The 22399-nt window shown below is 45.0% G+C and carries 10 protein-coding genes, 1 tRNA gene and 1 pseudogene; 7 read left to right on the forward strand and 5 right to left on the reverse strand.

Features of this window, described 5'->3' with window-relative positions; translation table 11 throughout:
• Positions 1 to 32: 32 nt before the first annotated feature.
• Positions 33 to 12074: an ESPR-type extended signal peptide-containing protein gene (locus tag QLH32_RS07020; RefSeq protein WP_283268845.1), complete on the reverse strand. Its 12042-nt coding sequence runs from the start codon at positions 12072 to 12074 to the stop codon at positions 33 to 35.
• A 307-nt stretch (positions 12075 to 12381) separates the two neighbouring features.
• Between QLH32_RS07020 and QLH32_RS07025 the strand changes: the two genes are divergently transcribed.
• The 4 genes from QLH32_RS07025 (at position 12382) to QLH32_RS07040 (ending at position 15880) form a co-directional block, all read left to right on the forward strand.
• Positions 12382 to 13365 carry a helix-turn-helix domain-containing protein gene (locus QLH32_RS07025; protein WP_283268847.1) on the forward strand — a complete coding sequence of 328 codons (984 nt, stop codon included), beginning with the start codon at positions 12382 to 12384 and terminating at the stop codon, positions 13363 to 13365.
• Positions 13366 to 13404: 39 nt separating this feature from the next.
• Positions 13405 to 14391: a helix-turn-helix domain-containing protein gene (locus QLH32_RS07030; protein ID WP_283268848.1), complete on the forward strand. Its 987-nt coding sequence runs from the start codon at positions 13405 to 13407 to the stop codon at positions 14389 to 14391.
• Positions 14392 to 14541: 150 nt separating this feature from the next.
• The gene (locus QLH32_RS07035; protein WP_004675003.1) at positions 14542 to 15009 is read left to right on the forward strand and encodes an NfeD family protein; all 468 of its coding nucleotides are present in this window, start codon (positions 14542 to 14544) and stop codon (positions 15007 to 15009) included.
• 16 nt (positions 15010 to 15025) lie between these two features.
• Positions 15026 to 15880 (forward strand): SPFH domain-containing protein, encoded by an 855-nt coding sequence (locus tag QLH32_RS07040; protein ID WP_283268850.1) that lies wholly within the window; start codon positions 15026 to 15028, stop codon positions 15878 to 15880.
• A 37-nt stretch (positions 15881 to 15917) separates the two neighbouring features.
• On the opposite strand, the gene QLH32_RS07045 is transcribed toward QLH32_RS07040, so the two are convergent.
• The 3 genes from QLH32_RS07045 to prpF all read right to left on the reverse strand — a co-directional run bounded on the left by QLH32_RS07045 (position 15918) and on the right by prpF (position 18620).
• Positions 15918 to 16286, reverse strand: coding sequence for an MmcQ/YjbR family DNA-binding protein (locus tag QLH32_RS07045; protein WP_283268852.1), 369 nt, complete (start codon positions 16284 to 16286; stop codon positions 15918 to 15920).
• Between the two features lie 72 nt (positions 16287 to 16358).
• Entirely contained in the window at positions 16359 to 17270 is a 912-nt protein-coding gene (locus QLH32_RS07050; RefSeq protein ID WP_283268854.1) for a polyprenyl synthetase family protein, read from the reverse strand.
• A gap of 162 nt (positions 17271 to 17432) precedes the next feature.
• Positions 17433 to 18620: a 2-methylaconitate cis-trans isomerase PrpF gene (gene prpF, locus QLH32_RS07055; RefSeq protein ID WP_283268855.1), complete on the reverse strand. Its 1188-nt coding sequence runs from the start codon at positions 18618 to 18620 to the stop codon at positions 17433 to 17435.
• 369 nt (positions 18621 to 18989) lie between these two features.
• On the opposite strand from prpF, the gene QLH32_RS07060 reads away from it, so the two are divergent.
• Positions 18990 to 20348, forward strand: coding sequence for an amino acid permease (locus QLH32_RS07060; protein ID WP_283268857.1), 1359 nt, complete (start codon positions 18990 to 18992; stop codon positions 20346 to 20348).
• Between the two features lie 82 nt (positions 20349 to 20430).
• Positions 20431 to 20506: transfer RNA gene (locus tag QLH32_RS07065), tRNA-Arg, on the forward strand.
• 36 nt (positions 20507 to 20542) lie between these two features.
• On the opposite strand, the pseudogene modA reads toward QLH32_RS07065, so the two are convergent.
• Positions 20543 to 21208 (reverse strand): annotated as a pseudogene (gene modA / locus QLH32_RS07070) (molybdate ABC transporter substrate-binding protein); the annotation flags it as partial.
• A gap of 56 nt (positions 21209 to 21264) precedes the next feature.
• Here modA and QLH32_RS07075 point away from each other — a divergent pair.
• Positions 21265 to 22197 (forward strand): IS5 family transposase, encoded by a 933-nt coding sequence (locus QLH32_RS07075; protein WP_283268533.1) that lies wholly within the window; start codon positions 21265 to 21267, stop codon positions 22195 to 22197.
• The last annotated feature ends 202 nt before the right edge of the window (positions 22198 to 22399 follow it).

The following is a 22399-nucleotide window of genomic DNA, read 5'->3' on the forward strand; positions in this document are numbered from 1 at the left end:
TTAAACAGTTTTTGCCATTTTGAATGATGCCATTACCACTGTATCCCTACAGCTATAGTACCGCTGACATCATTCTGCGTATTGCTTGATACCCCACCTTTAAAGACGTATTTGTTATCAGGTGTCACTCCTGAAATACCAATTGCAACCGCCTGTTCACCATTATGGGTCGATGTGCCGATAGAGAGCATACTTTTTCCTGCTGCTGTTGGTTGTGGTAAATTACCCACCGCCAATGCACTTGCAATACCCGCATTCATAGACTGTTCTGATTTAGCAAAACTACGTTCTAAATCATTGACTCGAGCATCGGTATATTGTTTTGCACTTTCCAGTGTCGCTTTATTTCCAGCATCACTATAGGTTTTAGCATCATTCAATACCTTGGCATCGGCTGTTGTATAGTCCTGACGAATGACCGCTTCCCGCTCATTAGTATAGGTCTTGGCATCTGCTAAAACTTTGTCATCGGCTTTGGCAAAGTCCTCACGTATCACCACTTCACGATCATTGGTATAGGTTTTTGCATCACTCAAAACTTTTTCATCCGCTTTGGCAAAGTCCTGACGAATGACTGTTTCACGGTCATTGGTATAAGTTTTGGCATTAGCTAAAACTTTGTCATCCGCTTTGGCAAAATCTTCCCGAATCAGAGTTTCTCGTTCATTGGTATAAGTTTTGGCATCACTTAATACTTTACTATCAGCATCTTTCATTTGCTTAACATTCACTGCATCAGTGTCCGCAGTGCCCGCAGCAACATGGATGATTTGACGTTCTTTATTGGTTGCACCAACCGAAACGGTATTATCCCGATTCGAAGCTGAGTCATTACCGAGGATGACCGCATTTTTAGCCGAAGTATCGACATTGTTTCCGACCACAAAGGTAGCATCACCTTTGATGGTATTGTCATTTCCAATCGCATAACTGTCATCGGCTTTTACGGTGTTTGGATCACCAAATGCGCCCGAACGATTGCCCTCCACGGTATTTTGTTTACCTACAACAGTGTTGGATTCACCCTGAGCAGATGCCCCCGTACCAATCACTGTATTGTGCTGACCATTGGCAACTGCTCCACTGCCTATCGCAATCGCTCCATTTCCTGTGGCTTTTGCATCAGTGCTATCGATATGATCTGTATTTACATCAACATAAGGATTGGTTTGTGTTTTGAGCCAGTCCTGCTCTGTACCTGTAAAACCATTTTCGACGGCAATATCAAAGGTACTGCGACCTGTATCGCCCTTATCACCTTTGTTTCCTTTCAAGCTGAGTAGCCATTCAAGCTCTGTACCCTTAAAGCCTTTACTGACCGCAATATCAAATGCACTTTGTCCTTGTTCGCCTTGAGTACCGTCCAGACCTGCTGCACCAGTATCTCCCTTGTCGCCTTTAGCACCATCCTTACCATCAACACCGTTTAGACCATCTTTACCATCCTTACCATCAATGCCATTTGTACCGTTGATACCGTCTTTTCCATCTTTACCATTGATGCCATCTTTACCTGCTGCTCCAGTTTCTCCTTTTGCACCATCTTTTCCATCAACGCCATTTAGACCGTCTTTTCCGTTGATACCATCTTTACCGTCTTTGCCTGCTGCTCCAGTGTCTCCCTTGTCACCTTTAGCACCATCTACACCATCACGACCATCCTTGCCGTTGATACCATCTTTTCCGTCCTTGCCATCAATACCGTTTGTACCATTGATGCCATCTTTGCCGTCCTTGCCTGCTGCTCCAGTTTCACCCTTATCGCCTTTAGCACCATCTACGCCATCACGACCGTCCTTGCCGTTAATGCCATCTTTGCCTGCTGCACCAGTATCTCCCTTATCACCTTTAGCTCCGTCTACGCCATCACGACCATCCTTGCCATTGATGCCGTCTTTTCCATCCTTACCATCAGCACCGTTTAGACCGTCTTTACCGTTGATGCCGTCTTTACCTGCTGCGCCAGTGTCTCCCTTGTCACCTTTAGCACCGTCTACGCCATCACGACCATCCTTGCCGTTGATGCCGTCTTTTCCATCCTTGCCATTGATACCATCTTTTCCGTCCTTGCCATCAATGCCGTTTGTACCATTGATACCATCCTTGCCATTGATACCATCCTTGCCTGCTGCTCCAGTTTCACCTTTTGCACCATCTTTTCCGTCAGTACCATTTAGACCATCTTTACCGTTGATGCCATCTTTTCCGTCCTTACCATCAATGCCATTTGTACCGTTGATACCGTCTTTGCCATTGATGCCGTCTTTTCCATCCTTACCATCAGCTCCGTTTAGACCGTCTTTTCCATTGATACCATCTTTTCCATCCTTACCATCAGCACCATTTAGACCATCTTTACCGTTGATGCCATCTTTTCCATCCTTGCCTGCTGCACCAGTATCTCCCTTGTCACCTTTAGCACCGTCTACACCATCACGACCATCCTTGCCGTTGATACCATCTTTTCCGTCCTTGCCATCAATACCGTTTGTACCATTGATGCCATCTTTGCCGTCCTTGCCTGCTGCTCCAGTTTCACCCTTATCGCCTTTAGCACCATCTACGCCATCACGACCGTCCTTGCCGTTAATGCCATCTTTGCCTGCTGCACCAGTATCTCCCTTATCACCTTTAGCTCCGTCTACGCCATCACGACCATCCTTGCCATTGATGCCGTCTTTTCCATCCTTACCATCAGCACCGTTTAGACCGTCTTTACCGTTGATGCCGTCTTTACCTGCTGCGCCAGTGTCTCCCTTGTCACCTTTAGCACCGTCTACGCCATCACGACCATCCTTACCATCAATACCATTTGTACCGTTGATGCCATCTTTACCGTCTTTGCCTGCTGCACCAGTGTCACCCTTGTCACCTTTAGCACCGTCTACACCATCACGACCATCCTTGCCATTGATGCCGTCTTTGCCATCCTTACCATCAATACCATTTGTACCGTCTTTGCCGTTGATGCCATCTTTGCCGTCCTTGCCTGCTGCTCCAGTTTCACCCTTATCGCCTTTAGCACCATCTACGCCATCACGACCGTCCTTGCCGTTAATGCCATCTTTACCTGCTACGCCAGTGTCTCCCTTGTCACCTTTAGCTCCGTCTACGCCATCACGACCATCCTTACCATTTGTACCGTTGATGCCATCTTTACCGTCCTTGCCATCTACGCCATTTGTACCGTTAATACCATCTTTTCCGTCCTTACCATCAACGCCATTTAGACCGTCTTTACCATCCTTGCCTGCTGCTCCAGTTTCACCTTTTGCACCATCTTTACCGTCTTTACCATCAATGCCGTTTGTGCCATTGATGCCATCTTTTCCATCCTTACCATCAACGCCATTTGTACCATTGATACCGTCTTTTCCGTCTTTACCTGCTGCGCCAGTGTCTCCCTTGTCACCTTTAGCACCGTCTACGCCATCACGACCATCCTTACCATCAATACCATTTGTACCGTTGATGCCATCTTTACCGTCTTTGCCTGCTGCACCAGTATCTCCCTTGTCGCCTTTAGCACCATCTACGCCATCACGACCATCCTTACCATTGATGCCGTCTTTGCCATCAATACCATTTGTACCATTGATGCCATCTTTACCATCAATACCGTTTGTACCATTGATGCCATCTTTTCCATCCTTGCCATCAACGCCATTTGTGCCGTTGATACCATCTTTGCCGTCCTTACCATCAGCTCCATTTAGACCGTCTTTGCCATTGATGCCATCTTTTCCATCCTTGCCATCAGCTCCATTTAGACCGTCTTTGCCATTGATGCCGTCTTTTCCGTCCTTACCATCAATGCCATTTGTACCATTAATGCCATCTTTTCCGTCTTTGCCATCTTTACCATCAATGCCGTTTGTGCCATTGATGCCGTCTTTACCTGCTGTGCCAGTTTCTCCTTTTAACGACTCCAGCCAAGCTTCTTCTGAGCCTGTAAAGCCATTATTGACGGCAATTTGATAGGCACTATCGCCTTTATCTCCTTTTACGCCCGTACCGCCACCTGTACCACTTCCATTGGCTTCGATATTTGCCACACGGTTATCAAGATCGGTGAGTTTGGTATCAACCGCTTCAAAGGCTGAACCGACATTGTTGTAGATATTGGTTTGAATGGTATAGCTTGGGGCTTTCCAGCTACCGCCAGCATAGCTTGCACCGCCACCAAAGGCACTCACCACCGCCTGTAACTGGGAGAGATTGACTGCATCGGTGTTGGCTGTACCTGCACCTACAAAAGTAATCTGTTTTTCTGCACCTGCTTTACCGACTGAAATGCTGTTCTCTCGGTCAGTTGCGGAATTATGACCAATGGCGGTTGAGCCAGCAAAGGCTGCGGTGCTGTTGCTACCAAAGACGCTACTGTTGGTTGCCGATGCTTCACTGCGATAACCAAATACACTGCTATTATCGCCGCTTGCGGTATTGGTTAGACCAAAGGCGGAGCTTTCCGCACCTGATGCGGTATTGCTATACCCCACGGCATTGGAGAAGTCGCCTGATGCGTCATTCGAGCGTCCAACGGCGTTGCTTTCCAGTCCTGTCGCTTGGTTTCTAAAACCAATGGCACTGCTTGAGCTGCCTGATGCGGTATTACCAAAGCCAACGGCACTACTCATATCACCTGATGCGTTATTGCTTGTACCGACTGCATTGGCGGTGAGTCCTGATGCCACATTTGCCCCTGCTTGTGCCGCAAGAATAAAGGCATTCTTTTGTGCTAACGTTGGGTTGGTATTACCATCAATGGCGGTAATATTGCCAATGGTAAGTTCGGCAACGCTTTTGGCAGTGGTGGTAATGGCAATGCCATCAATGGCGGTAATCACGCCTGTTGCAGGGTCTTTGGTGAGTACGGTTTTATCCACGCCTGAACCGACTGCATTGGACAGTGTGCCTGTGGCTTGGTTGCGTGAACCGACTGCATTACTGGACGCTTTTGTTGCGGTGTTGCGATAGCCTGCGGTTGTGCTGTTTGTACCTGATGCCGTACCACGATAGCCAACTGCACTACTGTTTGCCCCACTTGCAGTATTGGTTAGACCCAATGCGCTGCTTTCCGCACCCGATGCGGTATTGCTATAACCGATTGCATTGGAAAAATCGCCTGTCGCTTGGTTAGAACGTCCAAAGGCATTACTTTCTTTGCCTGTGGCTTGGTTACTATAACCAACTGCACTGCTGCGTAGTCCTGATGCGGTGTTACGGTGTCCCATTGCACTGCTGTAATCACCCGATGCAGTATTGGTCAGACCTACGGCACTGCTTTCCGCACCTGTTGCTTGGTTGCTATAACCAACGGCATTGCCATATTGACCCGATGCGGTGTTACGTGAACCCATTGCATTGCTATAGTCGCCCGAAGCCTCATTCGTCAGCCCCAATGCACTGCTTTCTGCGCCTGATGCGGTATTGCCATAGCCGACTGCGGTCGCAAAGTTTTGTGATGCGGTGTTGTATGTACCAATGGCACTGGCATAGTTGCCTGCTGCGGTGTTTTGGCTACCCATGGCGTTACTGGAAAGCCCTAAAGCGGCATTTCCGCCATACTGCACGCTATTGATATAGGCATGTTTTTGTTCGGCATTTAACACGTAGCCATTGACCGACTCTAGCAAGGTTGGGTCGAGTTTTAGGCTTTCCCAATCGCCTGCTTTGCTGACCACAGTCACGCCATCAATGCTGTTAATCCAGTCATTTGTGCCTTTGGTGAGGGTTGGGGTGCGTCCGTTGGGTGAAGATGCGCTACCGATTGCCGTTGCAGATTGTCCTAATGCGTTACTGTTTGAGCCAATGGCGGTGCTTTTGTTGCCTGTGGCTCGGGTTCTGACCCCGATTGCCACTGCATCGTTACCTGATGCACCGTCACCAACATAGTTACTGTATATATCGGTATTGGTTGATTTGACGCTGTAATAATGGCTACTTGTGCCTGTACCGCCACCACTTACGCCAGCAATGGCGGTGAGTAGTTGGTTGTAATTGACTGCATCGGTGGCTTGTGTGCCATCTGCGACATTGGTAATTTGTTTCGCTGCGCCTGCTTTACCCACGGAAATACTGTTCGCGCGGTCGGTTTCAGAGTTATTGCCGATTGCGGTTGAACCCTCATACGTGGCTTTGCTGTTACTACCAAACACGCTACTATTTTTTGCCGATGCGGTGTTGCGATAACCAAAGGCACTGCTGTTTGTTCCGCTTGCGGTATTGGTCAGACCAAAGGCACTGCTTTCCGCCCCTGCTGCGTTGTTGCTATAACCCACAGCATTAGAAAAGTCACCTTTTGCGGTGTTGGAGCGTCCAAAGGCTTGGGCTTCGTTGCCTGATGCGGTGTTGTTATAGCCGACTGCACTGCTAAAATTGCTGGTTGTCGTATTGTCCACGCCCACGGCAAGGCTAAGATTGCCTGCTGCGTTATTGGCATAGCCCACGGCGGTTGCTGCGATACCCGAAGCGGTATTGTTACCTGCATGGATATTATTAATCGCATTTAGGAAAGCGGTTTTTTGGTCAGCCGTTGGGTTGTCGATGCCGTCAATCGCTGTGAGGTTTGTTGGGTTGAGTTGGTCAAGGGTTGTGGCGGTGGTGGTGACGGCAATACCATCTATTGCGATAATTACGCCTGTATTTTCGTCATGAGCAATATTGCTATTGTCCAATCCTGAACCAATGGCATTGGACAATGTGCCTGTGGCTTGGTTGCGTGTTCCGACCGCATTGCTTCGGGTTTTACTGGCTTGGTTGCTTGTCCCTACGGCATTGCTTACCATACCAGAGGTGTCATTTCCTGTACCAAAGGCATTACTTGCTGTACCTGACACAGTATTTGCTATACCAAAAGCGTTACTGCCACTGCCTGATATATTATTACTCATCCCGACTGCGTTACTGGTTGCCTCTGTAATAGTATTGAGTAAACCAAAAGCACTACTGGCATCTGTGGTTGTATTGTATAAACCAACTGCGGTACTTGCACTGCCTGAAGTTTTATTCATTGTACCAACGGCATTGTTCATATCACCTGAAGTTGTATTCATCGTACCAAAAGCATTACTCATATCGCCTGAAACTTTGTTAGATGAACCAAAGGCATTGTTTGCTATAATGGTCATGCCTGCACTGCTACTACCTGAAACTTCATTATTCATTCCCACGGCTGTCGCACCACCTGACACGGTATTATGAACACCAAAGGCACTGCTCATTTCACCTTTGCTAGAATCAGCAGTAACGCTATTCATTGCCCCAACTGCACTACTTCCCATTCCAGAAACAGTATTTGCCATACCAAAGCTACTACTACCTTGTCCTGATGAGGTATTGCCAAAACCTACGGCTGTACCACCCTCATATGCTTTATTCCCTGAACCAAAGCTAGCACTACCTTGCCCTGATGATTCATTTGCCATACCAATGGCTGTACCTTTATCAGATGCAGTATTTGCCATACCAAAGCTACTACTACCTGAGCCTGATGATTCATTGCTAACACCAATAGCTGTACCACCATTAGATACTTTATTTGCCATACCAAAGCTACTACTACCTTGTCCTGATGAGGTATTGCCAAAACCTACGGCTGTACCACCATCATATGCTTTATTCACCATACCAAAGCTACTACCTGAGCCTGATGATTCATTCCCCATACCAACGGCTGTACCACCATTAGATACTTTATTTGCCATACCCAAGCTACTACTACCTGAGCCTGATGATTCATTGCTAACACCAATCGCTGTACCACCATCGGATGCTTTATTCATCATACCCAAGCTACTACCACCTAAACCTGATGATTCATTGCCAACACCAATAGCTGTACCACCATCAGATGCTTTATTCGTCATACCCAAGCTACTACTACCTGAGCCTGATGATTCATTGCCAACACCAACGGCTGTACCACCATCAGATGCTTTATTCGCCATACCCAAGCTACTACTACCTGAACCTGATGATTCATTGCCAACACCAACGGCTGTACCAGCACTAGATGCTTTATTCCCCATACCAAAACTAGCACTGCCTGAGCCTGATGATTCATTGCCAACACCAACGGCTGTACCAGTGCTAGATGCTTTATTCCCTGAACCAAAGCTAGCACTGCCTGAGCCTGATGACTCATTGCCAAAACCAATCGCTGTACCACCATCAGATGCTTTATTTACCGACCCCATTGCCATTCCGCCATCCAGTACGGTATTTTGCATCCCAATCGCAGTGCTATTTTGTCCTGTGGTGGTATTTCCCATACCTATCACATTATTGAGAGTCCCTGTTGCAACATTGGCAAGCCCCAAAATGTTACTCATTTCGCCTGTACTAATATTACCGCCTTGTTGTAAGGCATTTTTAAAGGCAGCAACTTTTTCAGGGTCGGTAATTTCTGTACCATTCACAAAGAAGCCTGTAATCGAATCTATGGTTTTGCCTGTTGCTGTAAGCTGAATGCCTGAAACTTCGGTTAAGACTGTGCCATCGTCTTTCATCGTCTGTGTTAAAATCGGCACACCTGCACCCGAACCTAATACAGTATTGTTGGCGTTGTGGCTGTAATTGTTGTTTGGCGTGCTGCTGCTATTGGCGGAAATTAAACTTTTGACCTGACCTAAATTGGTGGCATCGGTATCGGCTGTGCCTGCCTTAACATTGGTAATCTGTTTTTCTGCGTCTTTTTTACCGACTGAAATGCTGTTGATTCGGTCAGTTTCGGAGTTCGTACCAATAGCGGTTGAACCCTCATGCGTAGCTTTGCTGTTGCTACCAAATACACTGCTGTTTTTTGCTGATGCTTCATTACGATAACCAAAGGCAACGCTATTTGTTCCGCTTGCAATGTTGGTTAAACCAAAAGCACTGCTTTCCGCACCCGATGCAATGTTGCTATAACCGATTGCATTGGAAAAATTACCTGATGCTTCGTTGGTACGTCCAAAGGCGTTGCTTTCATTGCCCGTTGCAAAGTTATTAAAACCGACCGCATTGCTGGTTTGTCCCTGTGCGGTATTGGCATAACCCACGGCAGTATTAAACGTCCCTAATGCTTTATTGCCAGAACCAATGGCATTCGCCCCTGTACCTGATGCGATATTTAAGCCTTGTTTTACCGCCGTCACAAAGTTATTTCTTTGGCTGTTGGTCAGCGTGGTATCACCATCAATAGATTGGATGTTGTTATACGCCAGTTCTGCAATCGTTTTCGCTGTGGTAACAATCGGAATGCCGTCAATCGAGGTGATTTCTCCGTTGCCATTGGTGGTTAAAACGGTATTGTCTATGCCTGAACCCATCGCATTGGAGAGTAAGCCTGTGGCTTGGTTGCGTGAACCAATGGCATTGCTGGACGTTTTAGTCGCAGTGTTACGGTAACCGACTGTGCTGCTGTTTTTGCCTGATGCGGTGTTTTGATGACCGACTGCACTGCTGTTTGTACCTGTGGCTTGGTTGCGATAACCGACTGAGCTACTGTTTGCACCGCTTGCAAGATTGGTTAAACCCAAGGCACTACTTTCCGCCCCTGATGCGGCATTGCTATAACCCAACGCATTGGAATAATTGCCTGTGGCTTGGTTAGAACGTCCAAAGGCATTGCTGTCATTACCTATGGCTTGGTTTTGATAGCCCACTGCACTACTTCTGTCAGTTGCAGCGGTATTGTCATAGCCTACGGCACTACTTGAGTCGCCTAATGCAGTATTTTTAGAACCTATCGCATTGCTTTGTTTGGCAGTGGTCACATTGTTAAAGCCTATGGCACTACTTTCTGTTCCCGAAGCGGCATTGGTCACACCTATTGCACTGCTGAGATTCGCTACTGCAAGGTTGCCGCCTTTTGCGGCTGCCGCTTTAAAGGCTGCCACTTGGTCAGGGTCGGTAATTTCGACCCCATCGACAAAAAATGAGGTAATTGCACTGACCAATGGAGCATTGGATGTGACTTGAATCCCACCCACGCCAACAACCATACTGCCTGCACCGTCAATTTTATGTCCGCCACCACCTGAACCCAAAGCAGTCATTTTATTACTGTGGGCGTAGTTATCGGTTGTGGTTGTGCCACTGCTTGGAATAGCTGCAATGGCATCGGTCAGTTGTTTTTTATTGACGGCATCGGTGTCGGCTGTGCCTGCTGCCACGTTGATAATTTGCCGCTCTTTGTTTACTGCACCGACTGAAACGGTATTATCTCGTGTCGATGCGGAATCATTGCCGAGAATCACCGCATTATTGGCGGTCGTTGCGACATTATTGCCCAAAACAAAAGTTTGATTGCCATTTGTTCCTGTCGGGGCATCACCAATGGTATTGTTATTACCAAAAGCATAGCTATCATTGCCATTGACCGTATTCGGGTCGCCAATCGCCCCTGAACGGTTGCCATTGACAATATTGCCCGTTCCAATGCTAATGGATTTTTCACCGTTGGCTTGTGTACCACTACCAATGGCAATAGATTCGTGGGCATTTTCCCCAACGCTGGCATTATCGCCAATCGCTACGGCTTTGTTTGCTGTTGCGTCTATACTCGCTTCGGTTGTACCACTGGATTTGACTTGTGGATTGCTTGCACCACCGCCCGAACTGCTAATCAATGCGGTTAAAGCAGTACGCTGGTCATCCAGTTGTTTTTTATTGACTGCATCGGTATCGGCTGTACCTGCTTTGACGTTGGTAATCTGTTTTTCCGCCCCTGCTTTACCTACGGAAATACTATTGGCTCGGTCGGTTTCGGAGTTATAACCCAATGCAGTTGCACCTGCATGGCTGGCTTTGCTGTTGCGTCCAAATACGCTGCTGTTTTCTGCCGATGCAATACTACGAGCACCAAACACATTACTGTATAAACCTGATGCTTCATTTTCCAAACCAAAGGCACTACTTTCAGTGGCTGTCGCCTCATTGCTATAACCGACCGCAGTAGTATAACTGCTCAGCGTTTTGTTGGCATGACCTATCGCATTGTTACCGATTCCACCTGCATTATTACTTGAACCCATAGCATTACTTTGAAATGCAGCCGCTGTATTGGATGAACCGATGGCATTGGTATCATTATTTGTCGCTTCATTATTATGACCAATAGCATTGGCACGCATCCCACCCGATGCCCGATTACCCTGCCCAATCGCATTACTTAAATTGCCTGATGCGGTATTGCCCTGTCCAATGGCATTCGAGGCAATACCATACGCTGTGTTTTTTCCCGCCCAAACTGCCTGAATAAACGCATTTTTTTCATTTTGTGTAACCAAGGAGTTACCATTAATCGAGGTAATTTTATCGGCAGTAAGGTCTTGTAGATTAGACACGGTTGTTGTTACCGCAATGCCATCAATTGAAGTAATTAAACCAATTCCATCACGACCGATGGCATTTTTTTCAACCCCTGAACCTATTGAATTGGCAAATAAATTGCCTGCGGTATTGCGATAGCCCACCGCATTGCTGTTTGTTCCACTTGCAGTATTACGATAACCCACCGCACTACTATTCGTTCCACTTGCAGTATTGGTTAAGCCCAAAGCACTGCTTTCTGCACCTGATGCAGTATTGCTATAACCGACAGCATTGGAAAAATTGCCCGTAGCTCTGTTAGAACGTCCAAAGGCATTACTTTCCAAACCTGTTGCCTGATTGTCATAACCCATCGCACTACTTTTTGCAGTCCGTGCAATGTTAGCATTACCCAATGCACTGCTTTCGTCACCTGATGCTTCATTATTGCGACCACAGGCAAAAGCATTTAAACCTGCTGCGGTGCTATTTACAGTTTGTCCATCATTTGCCTGACTGCCATCACAGACATCGCCTGCCCATGCTGTACCTGTGAACATCGCCCCTGAAAGCAATGCGATACTTAAACATAAATTCTTGAATACAAAGCTTGCTGGAGCAAAAACCTTGTTTTTGCTTAGGTCACTATAGTGACCAGTTTCACTTAGGCTATTTTGTTTGACTGTTGTGCGATGCCCTGCATTGCTTTTTGCCAGTTCCGATACCGCAACCCATGTATTGTGTGTCTTGCTCCAGATGACTCGGTAAATTCTGTTCATGTTATTCCCCTAACAAATATATAAAATTTCTTAGGGACTATTTTCTGCTCTATTTTTTCTCATAAAAACTCAAAAACGTCTCATTTTTTTAGTGTAATTTTACGATTTTTACAAAAATTTATACATAAATATCAATTATTTAATTTTTTAATAAGGTTTCATTTTGTCTCATTTGGAGCAGATACTGTCATAGCAAACAACATGCAAAAGCCGATTTTCCTATACAATTACCAAATAGGCTTTGTTACGTTATGTACCAAAAATATCATTTTAACCAAGGCATATACTCCTATTGAATACATAAAGAATGAGTGAAGAAATCTTTATTTCCACTGAATCTGTTGATGCAGATATCCGTACCGATTTTTATCGCAGCCTGTTCTCATCCTTTTTAGATATTACCCCTGTAGATCAAAATCCCTTATCAGGTTCCATTCATATCCGTTCAGTCGATCACTGGACCATGACCCATTGGAAATTTGGCCTACAACACTGCCACCGTCGTCCCAACCTGATTTTACAAGCTGATATTGATGCCTATTTACTCATCCTCATCACCAAAGGCTATTTTAATTCCACCACAAAAAACACCAGTACCCTGTTAAATGTTGGCGATTTAATCCTGATCAATACCTCACAGGTCAACAGTTCCATCAGTGCTGGCGAAAGTATGTCGCTGTATATTCCACGGACTGAACTGGAACAGCACATGGGTCATTACCGCATTCCAAATGAAGTAATTTTGAAAGCCAAGCAACCCATGACTCAACTCTTAACAGACTATATGTTGAGTTTATTTAATGTCGCTTTAGACTTAAAACCCAGAGAAAGTAATCCTGCTTTTGAAGCCTTGTTGTCATTGCTGGCGGTCAGGCTCAGAAATGGAAAGATGCCCATCCATCAGGAAGTCAATACGGTTTTAAAATGGAGAATACAACAATATATTGATTTAAATATTAAAAGTCCTGATCTTGGCATCGAAAAACTCATGTCCCGCTTTAATGTTTCAAGGGCACATCTGTATCGGGCATTTGAAGCAGAGGGTGGTATTGCCACATTTATCCGCAACAAACGGCTAGACCGAATTTATTGTGAACTCATCGATCAAGACTTTTCCACCTCCGTCTTAACTGAAATTTCCCAGGCTTATGGATTTAACAATTCCAGCCAGTTTTTACGCGCTTTCCGCTTGCGTTTTGGGATGTCACCGATGGAAGTTCAAGGCCACTATTTAGACCAAGAACCAGATCAACTTGATTTAAAACCTTATTTTATTATGCAGAGACCATGATGGAGTAAAAGTCATGTTCAACTGTTGGATACATTTAAAATGAGTGAAGAAATTTTTATTACAACAGCATCCATCGATCCTTATATTCGTGATGATTTTTATCGTAGTCTGTTTTCCACCTTTTTAGATGTGAGCCCTGTTGAACAGAATCCATTATATGGTTCGATTCGTATTCGTTCAGTCAATGACTGGACATTAACGAATTGGCAATTTGGCATACAACGCTGTGACCGTCGTCAAAACCTGATTCTACAATCTGATATTGAAGCCTATCTGCTCATTTTAATTGTTAAGGGACATTTTCACCGTACCACACAAAAAAACAGTGTCAGGGTTGAAGCAGGTGATCTACTGCTGATTAATACGGCACAGGCCGATAGTTGTATTAGCTCAGGTGAAAATACCGCCATCTACATTCCTCGTGCATTATTAGAAAAAAAGCTGGGCAATTATCGGCTCCCTGATGAAACCATTTTTAGAGCCAAACAGCCAATGACTCAATTACTCACAGATTATGTATTGAGCTTGTTTAATGTTTCGGTGGATTTACATGAAGAAGAAGTTGATTCCGCATTTGATGCCCTGCTTTCCTTACTTGCAGTCAGGCTAAAAAATGGCAATGTACAAACCAAGCAGGAAATTAATCCTGTATTAAAACATCGGATTCTACAGTTTATTGATCTTAATATTAAAAATCCCGAGCTTTGTATTGAAAGCCTGATGTGCCGTTTTAATATATCCCGTGCACATTTATACCGAGCCTTTGAGGCAGAGAGTGGTATCGCCACCATCATTCGGGATAAGCGCCTCGACTTGGCCTACTATCAACTCACCCGACAAACATCTTCAAAAACGATCGCTGACATTGCTCAGGAATATGGCTTTAGCAATTTCAATCAGTTTTTGCGTGCATTCCGCTTACGTTTTGGAATGTCTCCAAGTGAAGCAAAAGATCAGAGTGTTGGGGAACACTCAGGTGTACTGGATTTAACTCAGCATTTTATGAATTTTTCAGATTCAACCTGAATTTAAGGGTGAATATTCATCCACCAACCTAAATGAGAATAAATCTAAATAAAAAACAATCTTTTTATATTCATAAAGATAATCATCTGCTAGAGTGGGGAAAGTGAATATTTTTTCACCTCCACTCAGTTTAATGATGCGAGCAAATCTATGGAGTTTGTAGTTGAGCCTTGGCACTGGTTTGTATTAGGGATTTTACTGATTCTTTCAGAGTTGATTTTGCCTGCTTTTGCCGCATTATGGTTTGGCATAGCAGCAGTCATGGTGTGTATTTTACTGTGGCTTTTCCCAATGATGGGCTTTACTACCCAAGTGGTAACCTGGGGCATTTTATCTATTTTATGTACGATACTCTGGTTCAAGTTTATCAAGCCACTCTCGACTGATAAAACCAAGGCAGGATTACCACGGGAAGCCACGATTGGACAAGTGGGTATGGTCATCCGTACTGGGCTTGACCATGATCAGATCATTGTACGCTTTCCAATGCCTGTTTTAGGGTCAGATGAATGGAATTGCCGAACCACAACGGCTGTTCAGGTCGGTGACCGTGTTCGGGTCGTTGATATTCTAGGTAATGATCTAGTGGTCCAACCACATAGTAGTAATATTTCATAACAAAGAGGGTTTTGATATGTCTGCTGGAGCGATTATTGTTTTAGCTCTTTTGGCTTTTATTGGTATAACTATTTTTAAAGGGGTTCGTATTGTTCCCCAGGGTTATAAATGGATTGTACAACGTTTAGGTAAATACCATACCACGTTGAGTCCTGGCCTGAATTTTGTCATTCCGTATGTTGATGAAGTGGCTTATAAAATCACCACCAAGGATATTGTGCTGGACATTCCTTCACAGGAAGTGATTACACGCGACAATGCGGTTCTGGTGATGAATGCGGTTGCCTATATCAATCTCACCACACCTGAAAAAGCGGTGTATGGCATTGAAAACTATACATGGGCAATTCAAAACCTTGTTCAAACCTCACTACGTTCCATCGTGGGTGAAATGGACCTGGATGATGCGCTGTCTTCCCGTGACCATATCAAGGCCAAATTAAAAGCCGCGATTTCTGATGATATTTCCGATTGGGGAATCACGCTCAAAACCGTTGAAATTCAGGATATCCAGCCTTCTCACACCATGCAGGCCGCGATGGAGGCACAGGCTGCGGCTGAACGTCAACGCCGTGCGACTGTGACCAAGGCGGATGGTGAAAAACAGGCCGCTATTTTAGAGGCAGATGGCCGTCTGGAAGCTTCCCGCCGTGATGCCGAGGCACAGGTTGTACTTGCCGAGTCTTCACAACGTGCCATTGAAATGGTCACCAGTGCTGTGGGCGATAAAGAAATTCCTGTGGCTTACCTTCTAGGTGAACAATATGTGAAAGCCATGCAGGATTTATCTAAATCAAGCAATTCGAAAACTGTGGTATTGCCTGCTGATGTATTAAATGCCATCCGTGGGATTATGGGTAAACACAACTAAATTCCTGATGTAAAAAAACAGCCTACGTGCTGTTTTTTTATTGTACTTTTAAACGTTTTTGATCTTTGACTGGAAGCTTTTTTACCACCAGATCATAAGAGTCATGGATCAGCTCTGAGAGCAATTCCGCTGTGAGCGCCTTATGTTCAACAATGGAAATCCAGTGTTTCTTATTCATGTGATACGCAGGTTTAATAAAGGGGTATAGCTCCTGATACTCCTGACTTTTATAGGGATCACATTTCACATTGACCATTTTGATATTCGCAACTTCGGCAGTCAGCACAAAGATTTTTCCCAGAATCTTAAACACTTCATAATCAGGCCCAAAAGGCTGAACATGCTGGCTAAAAGGAAGTTGCGTGGCGACCTCGATTGCACATTGATGTAGCTTTTCCCCATCCATGCGTATTTCCTCCATCGACTTGCCTAAATGGACAAGCCAGGTATGAAAGTTTAAATACAGCCTAACCAGCAATCAGCTTTTACGTGCCAATAGAAATCTTGAAATTTCAACCAGTTCTTTGGCGTCCTCACCAAAATAGGCCAATGCCTCAAATGCCTGATCATGCAGGTTTTGCGCGTATGCCTGTGCCTGTGCCAACCCCATCAAGGCTGGATAGGTCGACTTTTGTACCTGCTCATCCTTACCTGCAGTTTTACCCAATATTTCAGTGCTGGCGGTAATATCCAGAATGTCATCCTGCACCTGAAAAGCCAAACCAATGGCCTGCCCAAACTGACGCAACCTTGGAATCGCCTGATCCGTACCAGCAAAGATTGTCACTGCACCCATCATGATCGCAGCCTGAATCAATGCACCTGTTTTATTACGGTGAATATTTTCCAGTTCAGCCTGATCGACCTGTTTGCCTTCAGCCTGCAAGTCCAGCACCTGACCACAGACCATTTTTGAACTGGCTGTCGCTAAAATCTGCATTTGCTTGAGTACAATCGCTGCCTCCGTGCCCTGCCCCTGTTCATCAAACAAACGGCTGCCCAGAATCTCAAATGCCATGGACTGCAAGATGTCACCCGCCAGCAATGCGGTGTCCTCACCAAACGCCACATGGCAGGTCGGTTGTCCACGACGCAGCAAATCATTATCCATACAGGGTAAATCATCATGCGCCAATGAGTAGCAGTGAATCAACTCAACCGCCACTGCCGCACGGCGGGCGGCTGCAAAATGATGGTTGGGTCGCAGTGAGGCGGCCGCATAGCACAATGCAGGACGGACACGCTTCCCCCCCAGCATCACGGCATGATGCACGGCGGCTTTTAAGGGTTCTGGAATTGCAAAGGCAGCCAATGCTGTCAATAAATCCTGTTGAATACGTTGTTGAGCCTGTTGTAAAACATCCGCATTAACTTGAGAAATAGATGACACAGTTGCCCCTGAAAGCTTGAATAAAAGGATAAATGACAGGACCTGTCAGAATGGCGACATCATACCATTATTTATCTCAGGAAATTGTGTTTGTATTTTTAATGGATTCAAAATAATAAAGCCTCCCAAAGGAAGCTTTATCAAAGTTATTAGTCTGCCAGTTTAGAATGTATCACCTGGCACACGCACCCAGCCTTCCATGAGTACACGTGCACTACGGCTCATAATGGCTTTTTTCACAGCCCATTTGCCATCAATCAACTCAGCTTGAGCACCAACACGCAATGTCCCTGATGGATGACCAAAACGAACCGCTTGACGCTCACCACCGCCCGCTGCCAGATTCACCAACGTGCCTGGAATTGCTGCTGCCGTACCAATCGCAACTGCGGCTGTGCCCATCATGGCGTGGTGCAGCTTACCCATCGACAAGGCACGAACCAATAAATCCACATCAGCCGCTTCAACGGTTTTGCCACTTGAAGAGGTATAGGTTTTTGGCTGAGAAACAAAGGCAATTTTAGGCGTATGCTGACGGGCAGCCGCTTCAGAAATATCCTTGATCAATCCCATCTGCACCGCACCATAGGCACGGATTTTTTCAAAGCGCGCCAAGGCAGCATTATCACCGTTGATATGATCCTGCAATTCTGTACCCTGATAGCCAATATCTTCCGCATTCAGGAAAATAGTTGGAATACCCGCATTGATAAAGGTGGCCTGAAATGTACCAATCTCAGGTACTTCAAGCTGATCCACCACATTGCCTGTAGGGAACATATCGCCGCCCTCTTCACCATCATCGGCAGGGTCTAAAAATTCAATCTGCACTTCCGCTGCTGGAAAGGTCACGCCATCCAGTTCAAAGTCACCTGTTTCCTGTACCTGACCGTTGGTCACTGGCACATGCGCAATAATGGTTTTTTGTATATTTTTCTGCCAGATGCGTACCGTACAAATACCATTTTCAGGAATACGTTCTGCATCAACCAAACCATTGGAAATGGCAAATGAACCCACTGCTGCGGTGAGGTTGCCACAGTTACCACTCCAGTCCACAAATGGCTGGTCAATCGAAACCTGTCCAAATAAATAATCGACATCATGTTTTGGTTGTGAACTTTTTGCCAGAATTACGGTTTTGCTGGTACTTGAAGTTGCACCACCCATGCCATCAATTTGCTTGCCATATGGGTCTGGACTGCCAATCACACGAAGAAGAAGTTGATCACGTGCCTTTCCTGCCACCTGTGCCGCTTCAGGCAAATCATCCAGCTTGAAAAACACCCCCTTACTTGTGCCACCACGCATATAGGTTGCTGGGACTTTGATTTGCGGTACTGAGCTCATGTCAATTTCATCCTTTTATCATGTTTTGGTGCAGCTAGGTTTTGTGTTCAACGTTACTGCACAGCAGTCATAAATGCCATACGACCAATGGTTTTAGGTTAAGTATTTTAGGCAAAATATGACCTTTATATTGGGTATATCAGCATGATTTAACAATGGCACGAAAGCCAATAAACATGGTTAAAAAAACAAAGTGACCTTTCAAGCGTACAAATATAAATCAACATTTATTTTACCACTCATTCAAATATAGGATTTTAAATAACTTTTAAAAACTACTTTACAGTCATAGCCTGCCTGTACTTTTACTAGGCGAAAATCCTGCAATCTATTAGAATAATCCACTTATTCATCGTCGAGCTCAGTCCTTTGAACAACGATTCTTCTCAACTTCAGCGTGGACTAAAAAACCGCCATATCCAGCTCATTGCGATGGGTGGAGCAATTGGTACGGGCTTATTTTTAGGTTCTGCACAGGTGATCCAGTCTGCTGGACCATCCATTATCTTGGGTTACGCGATTGGTGGCTTGATTGCCTTTTTAATCATGCGTCAACTCGGTGAAATGATTGTTGAAGAACCTGTTGCAGGTTCATTTAGCCATTTCGCCTATCAGTATTGGGGTAAGTTTCCAGGTTTCCTTTCAGGCTGGAACTATTGGGTATTGTATATCCTTGTTGCCATGAGTGAGCTGACGGCTGTCGCCAAATATATCAATTACTGGTGGCCTCATATTGCCGCTTGGCAGTCGGTGCTGTTTTTCTTTGTCATCATTACCGCCATTAACCTGACCAATGTGAAATTCTACGGAGAATCGGAATTCTGGTTAGCGATTATCAAGGTGACCGCAGTGGTTGCGATGATTCTGTTTGGCCTATTCCTACTGTTCACAGCGGATGCCAATTCAACCGCGTCATTCAGTAACCTGTGGGCACATGGCGGGTTCTTCCCAAATGGCTTCGATGGCCTGTTCTATATGCTGGCGTTCCTGATGTTTGCTTTTGGTGGGATTGAATTGATTGGTATGGCGGCAGCCGAAGCCAATGATCCAAAGAAAACCATTCCTAAAGCGATCAATCAGGTGGTGATTCGTATCCTGATTTTCTATGTCGGTTCACTCACCATCCTGTTGTCACTGGTGCCTTGGAACCAGTTGGATTTAGGTGGTCTGGATAAAAGTCCATTTGTGATGATCTTTAGCCAGATGGGGATTGGCTGGGCTGCGCATTTACTCAATTTTATTATCCTGACTGCGGCTTTATCGGTCTATAACAGTGGTATGTATGCCAATAGCCGTATGCTGTACGGTCTGGCTCAACAAGGCAATGCCCCTAAAGTGTTTGCCAAGACCAATAAACAGGGCGTGCCTGTACCTGCTGTTTTACTGTCTGCCTTATTGATCTTTGGCTGTGTGTTGTTGAACTACTTTGTTCCAGAAGATGCGCTGGGTCATTTGATGTATGTGGTCGTTGGTGCTCTTGTGCTCAACTGGGCCATGATCAGCCTGACACATTTGAAATTCAAGGCGATGACCAAGGCAAAAGGCCTGAAAACCAGCTTTCCTGCATTATGGTCGCCATTGAGTAACTATCTGGTCTTGGCATTTATTGCTGTAGTGCTGTATATCATGTGGCAGCAAGGCTTTAAGGAATCTGTGTTAATGATTCCAATCTGGATTGTGCTCATGTTTGCACTGTATAAAGTGCTGAATCTAAAAGCCAAGAATTAAACAGTTGATCGGTATTGAAAAAGTGATTGTTCTAGCAATCACTTTTTTGTTTATGTTTTTTCATTTACAATCACCGCACTATGCGCTCATAGCTTAACTGGATAGAGCAGTTGCCTCCTAAGCGACCGACGTGGGTTCGAGTCCCGCTGAGCGCACCATTATTAAAACCCTAAATCAATTTCAGAATAGACAACCTATTTATTGACAGGCAACACACTAAACCCATATTTTTTAAATACGGTTTTTGCTTGACCACTTTGCAGGAATTGATAGAATTTCACTGCATTCGGATTTTTCTTAGTCAAGCCGACAGGATAAATAATCGGCGGATGGGTATTTTCAGGGAACACCCCTGCCACCACAACATCCTTGCTAATTGCAGCATCCGTTGCATAGACAATTCCCACCTGACACTCGCCACGTGCCACAAAGTTCAGCGCCGCACGAACATCTTCAGTTTCAACCAAACGCGGTTCCACCTTTTCCCACCAACCGAGTGAAGTCAATGCCTGTTTGGCATATTTACCCACAGGAACGCTTTTAGTATCCCCTGTACAGAGTTTGCCCTGTACCACTTTGCTTGGGTCAAATTTCTGGTCCATTTTAATTTTAATCGGGCGATCTTTAGGTGTAATCAATACCAGACGATTGCCCAACAAGTTAATCCGATCACTCTCTGCAACCAGTTGTTTATTCTGTAAATAATCCATCCACTGTACATCGGCAGAAATAAACACATCGGCTGGCGAACCTGCTTCAATCTGTTTAGCTAAGGTTGAAGAGCCCGCATAAGAGGTTTTGACCTCAACCTTGTTTTTCTGCTCATAAATTGCATCCAGATCATTGATGGCATTGGTCAAACGGCTTTGTTGCACAAACCTAGCATCAAAAGCTTATTCAGCAATATAATTTCAAAATGAATAAGCCTGCCTCTAAAATCTACCGTACAACCAATTGGTCATCCTATAACCGAGCCTTAATTAACCGAGGTAATATTTCCATTTGGTTTGATCCAAAGACTCAGTGGTATGCACAATCACAAGGCAAGCAAGGTCGAAATCAAACCTACTCTGATACAGCGATTCAATGCTGCTTAATGATCAAATCGCTATTCCGACTCTCTTTACGCATGGTCACAGGTTTTGTTCAAAGCTTGATTAAACTCTCTGGATTAGATTGGACAGCTCCGGATTATTCCACCCTTTGTCGTAGACAAAAGCATATTGATATTGCGATTAGCTATCAAAAAAGTAGTAATGGGCTACATCTACTCGTAGATTCTACTGGCTTGAAGTTTATTGGTGAAGGTGAATGGAAATGCAAGAAACATGGGGCTGAATATCGTCGCCAATGGCGTAAGCTTCACATTGCTATAGATGCTAAAACCCTGCAAATACGTGCAGTACAACTCACCACAAATAATGTCAGTGATTCTCAAGTACTCGAAGATTTACTTGCTAAAATTCCCTTGGATGAACCAATTGATTCTGTTTATACAGATGGTGCTTATGACACCAAGCACTGCCGACAAGTCATTTTAGATCGAGATGCACATGCGATCATTCCACCTAGAAAGAATGCAAAGCCTTGGAAGGATCAGCAAGCGAGGTCTATAGAGCGGAACAAATTATTAAAGACAGTCAAACGGCTAGGCAGATCGCTTTGGAAAAAGTGGTCTGGTTATCACCGTCGAAGTTTGGTTGAAACCAAGATGCATTGCATCAAATTATTAGGCGATAAATTAACAGCGCGGAGTTTTCCAAGTCAGGTGAATGAGATCCATGCACGCATGGCAGTCTTGAATAAATTCACAGAATTAGGTCGCCCTCATACCCAAGTTGTCTCTTAAATTTGAGTAGCTTAAGGGAACTCAGCCTTTCAAACCTTTATGCAACAAAGCCACAACAACTTAAATTCAATGGCACATTTTTTGCTGACTTTATAGTGCTATTAAAGATATGCATCTCCATGCAGCCAACGATGCCTGCTTGCGTTTATTTGAATGGGTGAAATGAAGACACTCATTTCAAATGTTCATTCGCAATGTTGAA

It is taken from the genome of Acinetobacter corruptisaponis, from assembly GCF_030053775.1.
Classification (GTDB): Bacteria; Pseudomonadota; Gammaproteobacteria; order Pseudomonadales; family Moraxellaceae; genus Acinetobacter; species Acinetobacter corruptisaponis.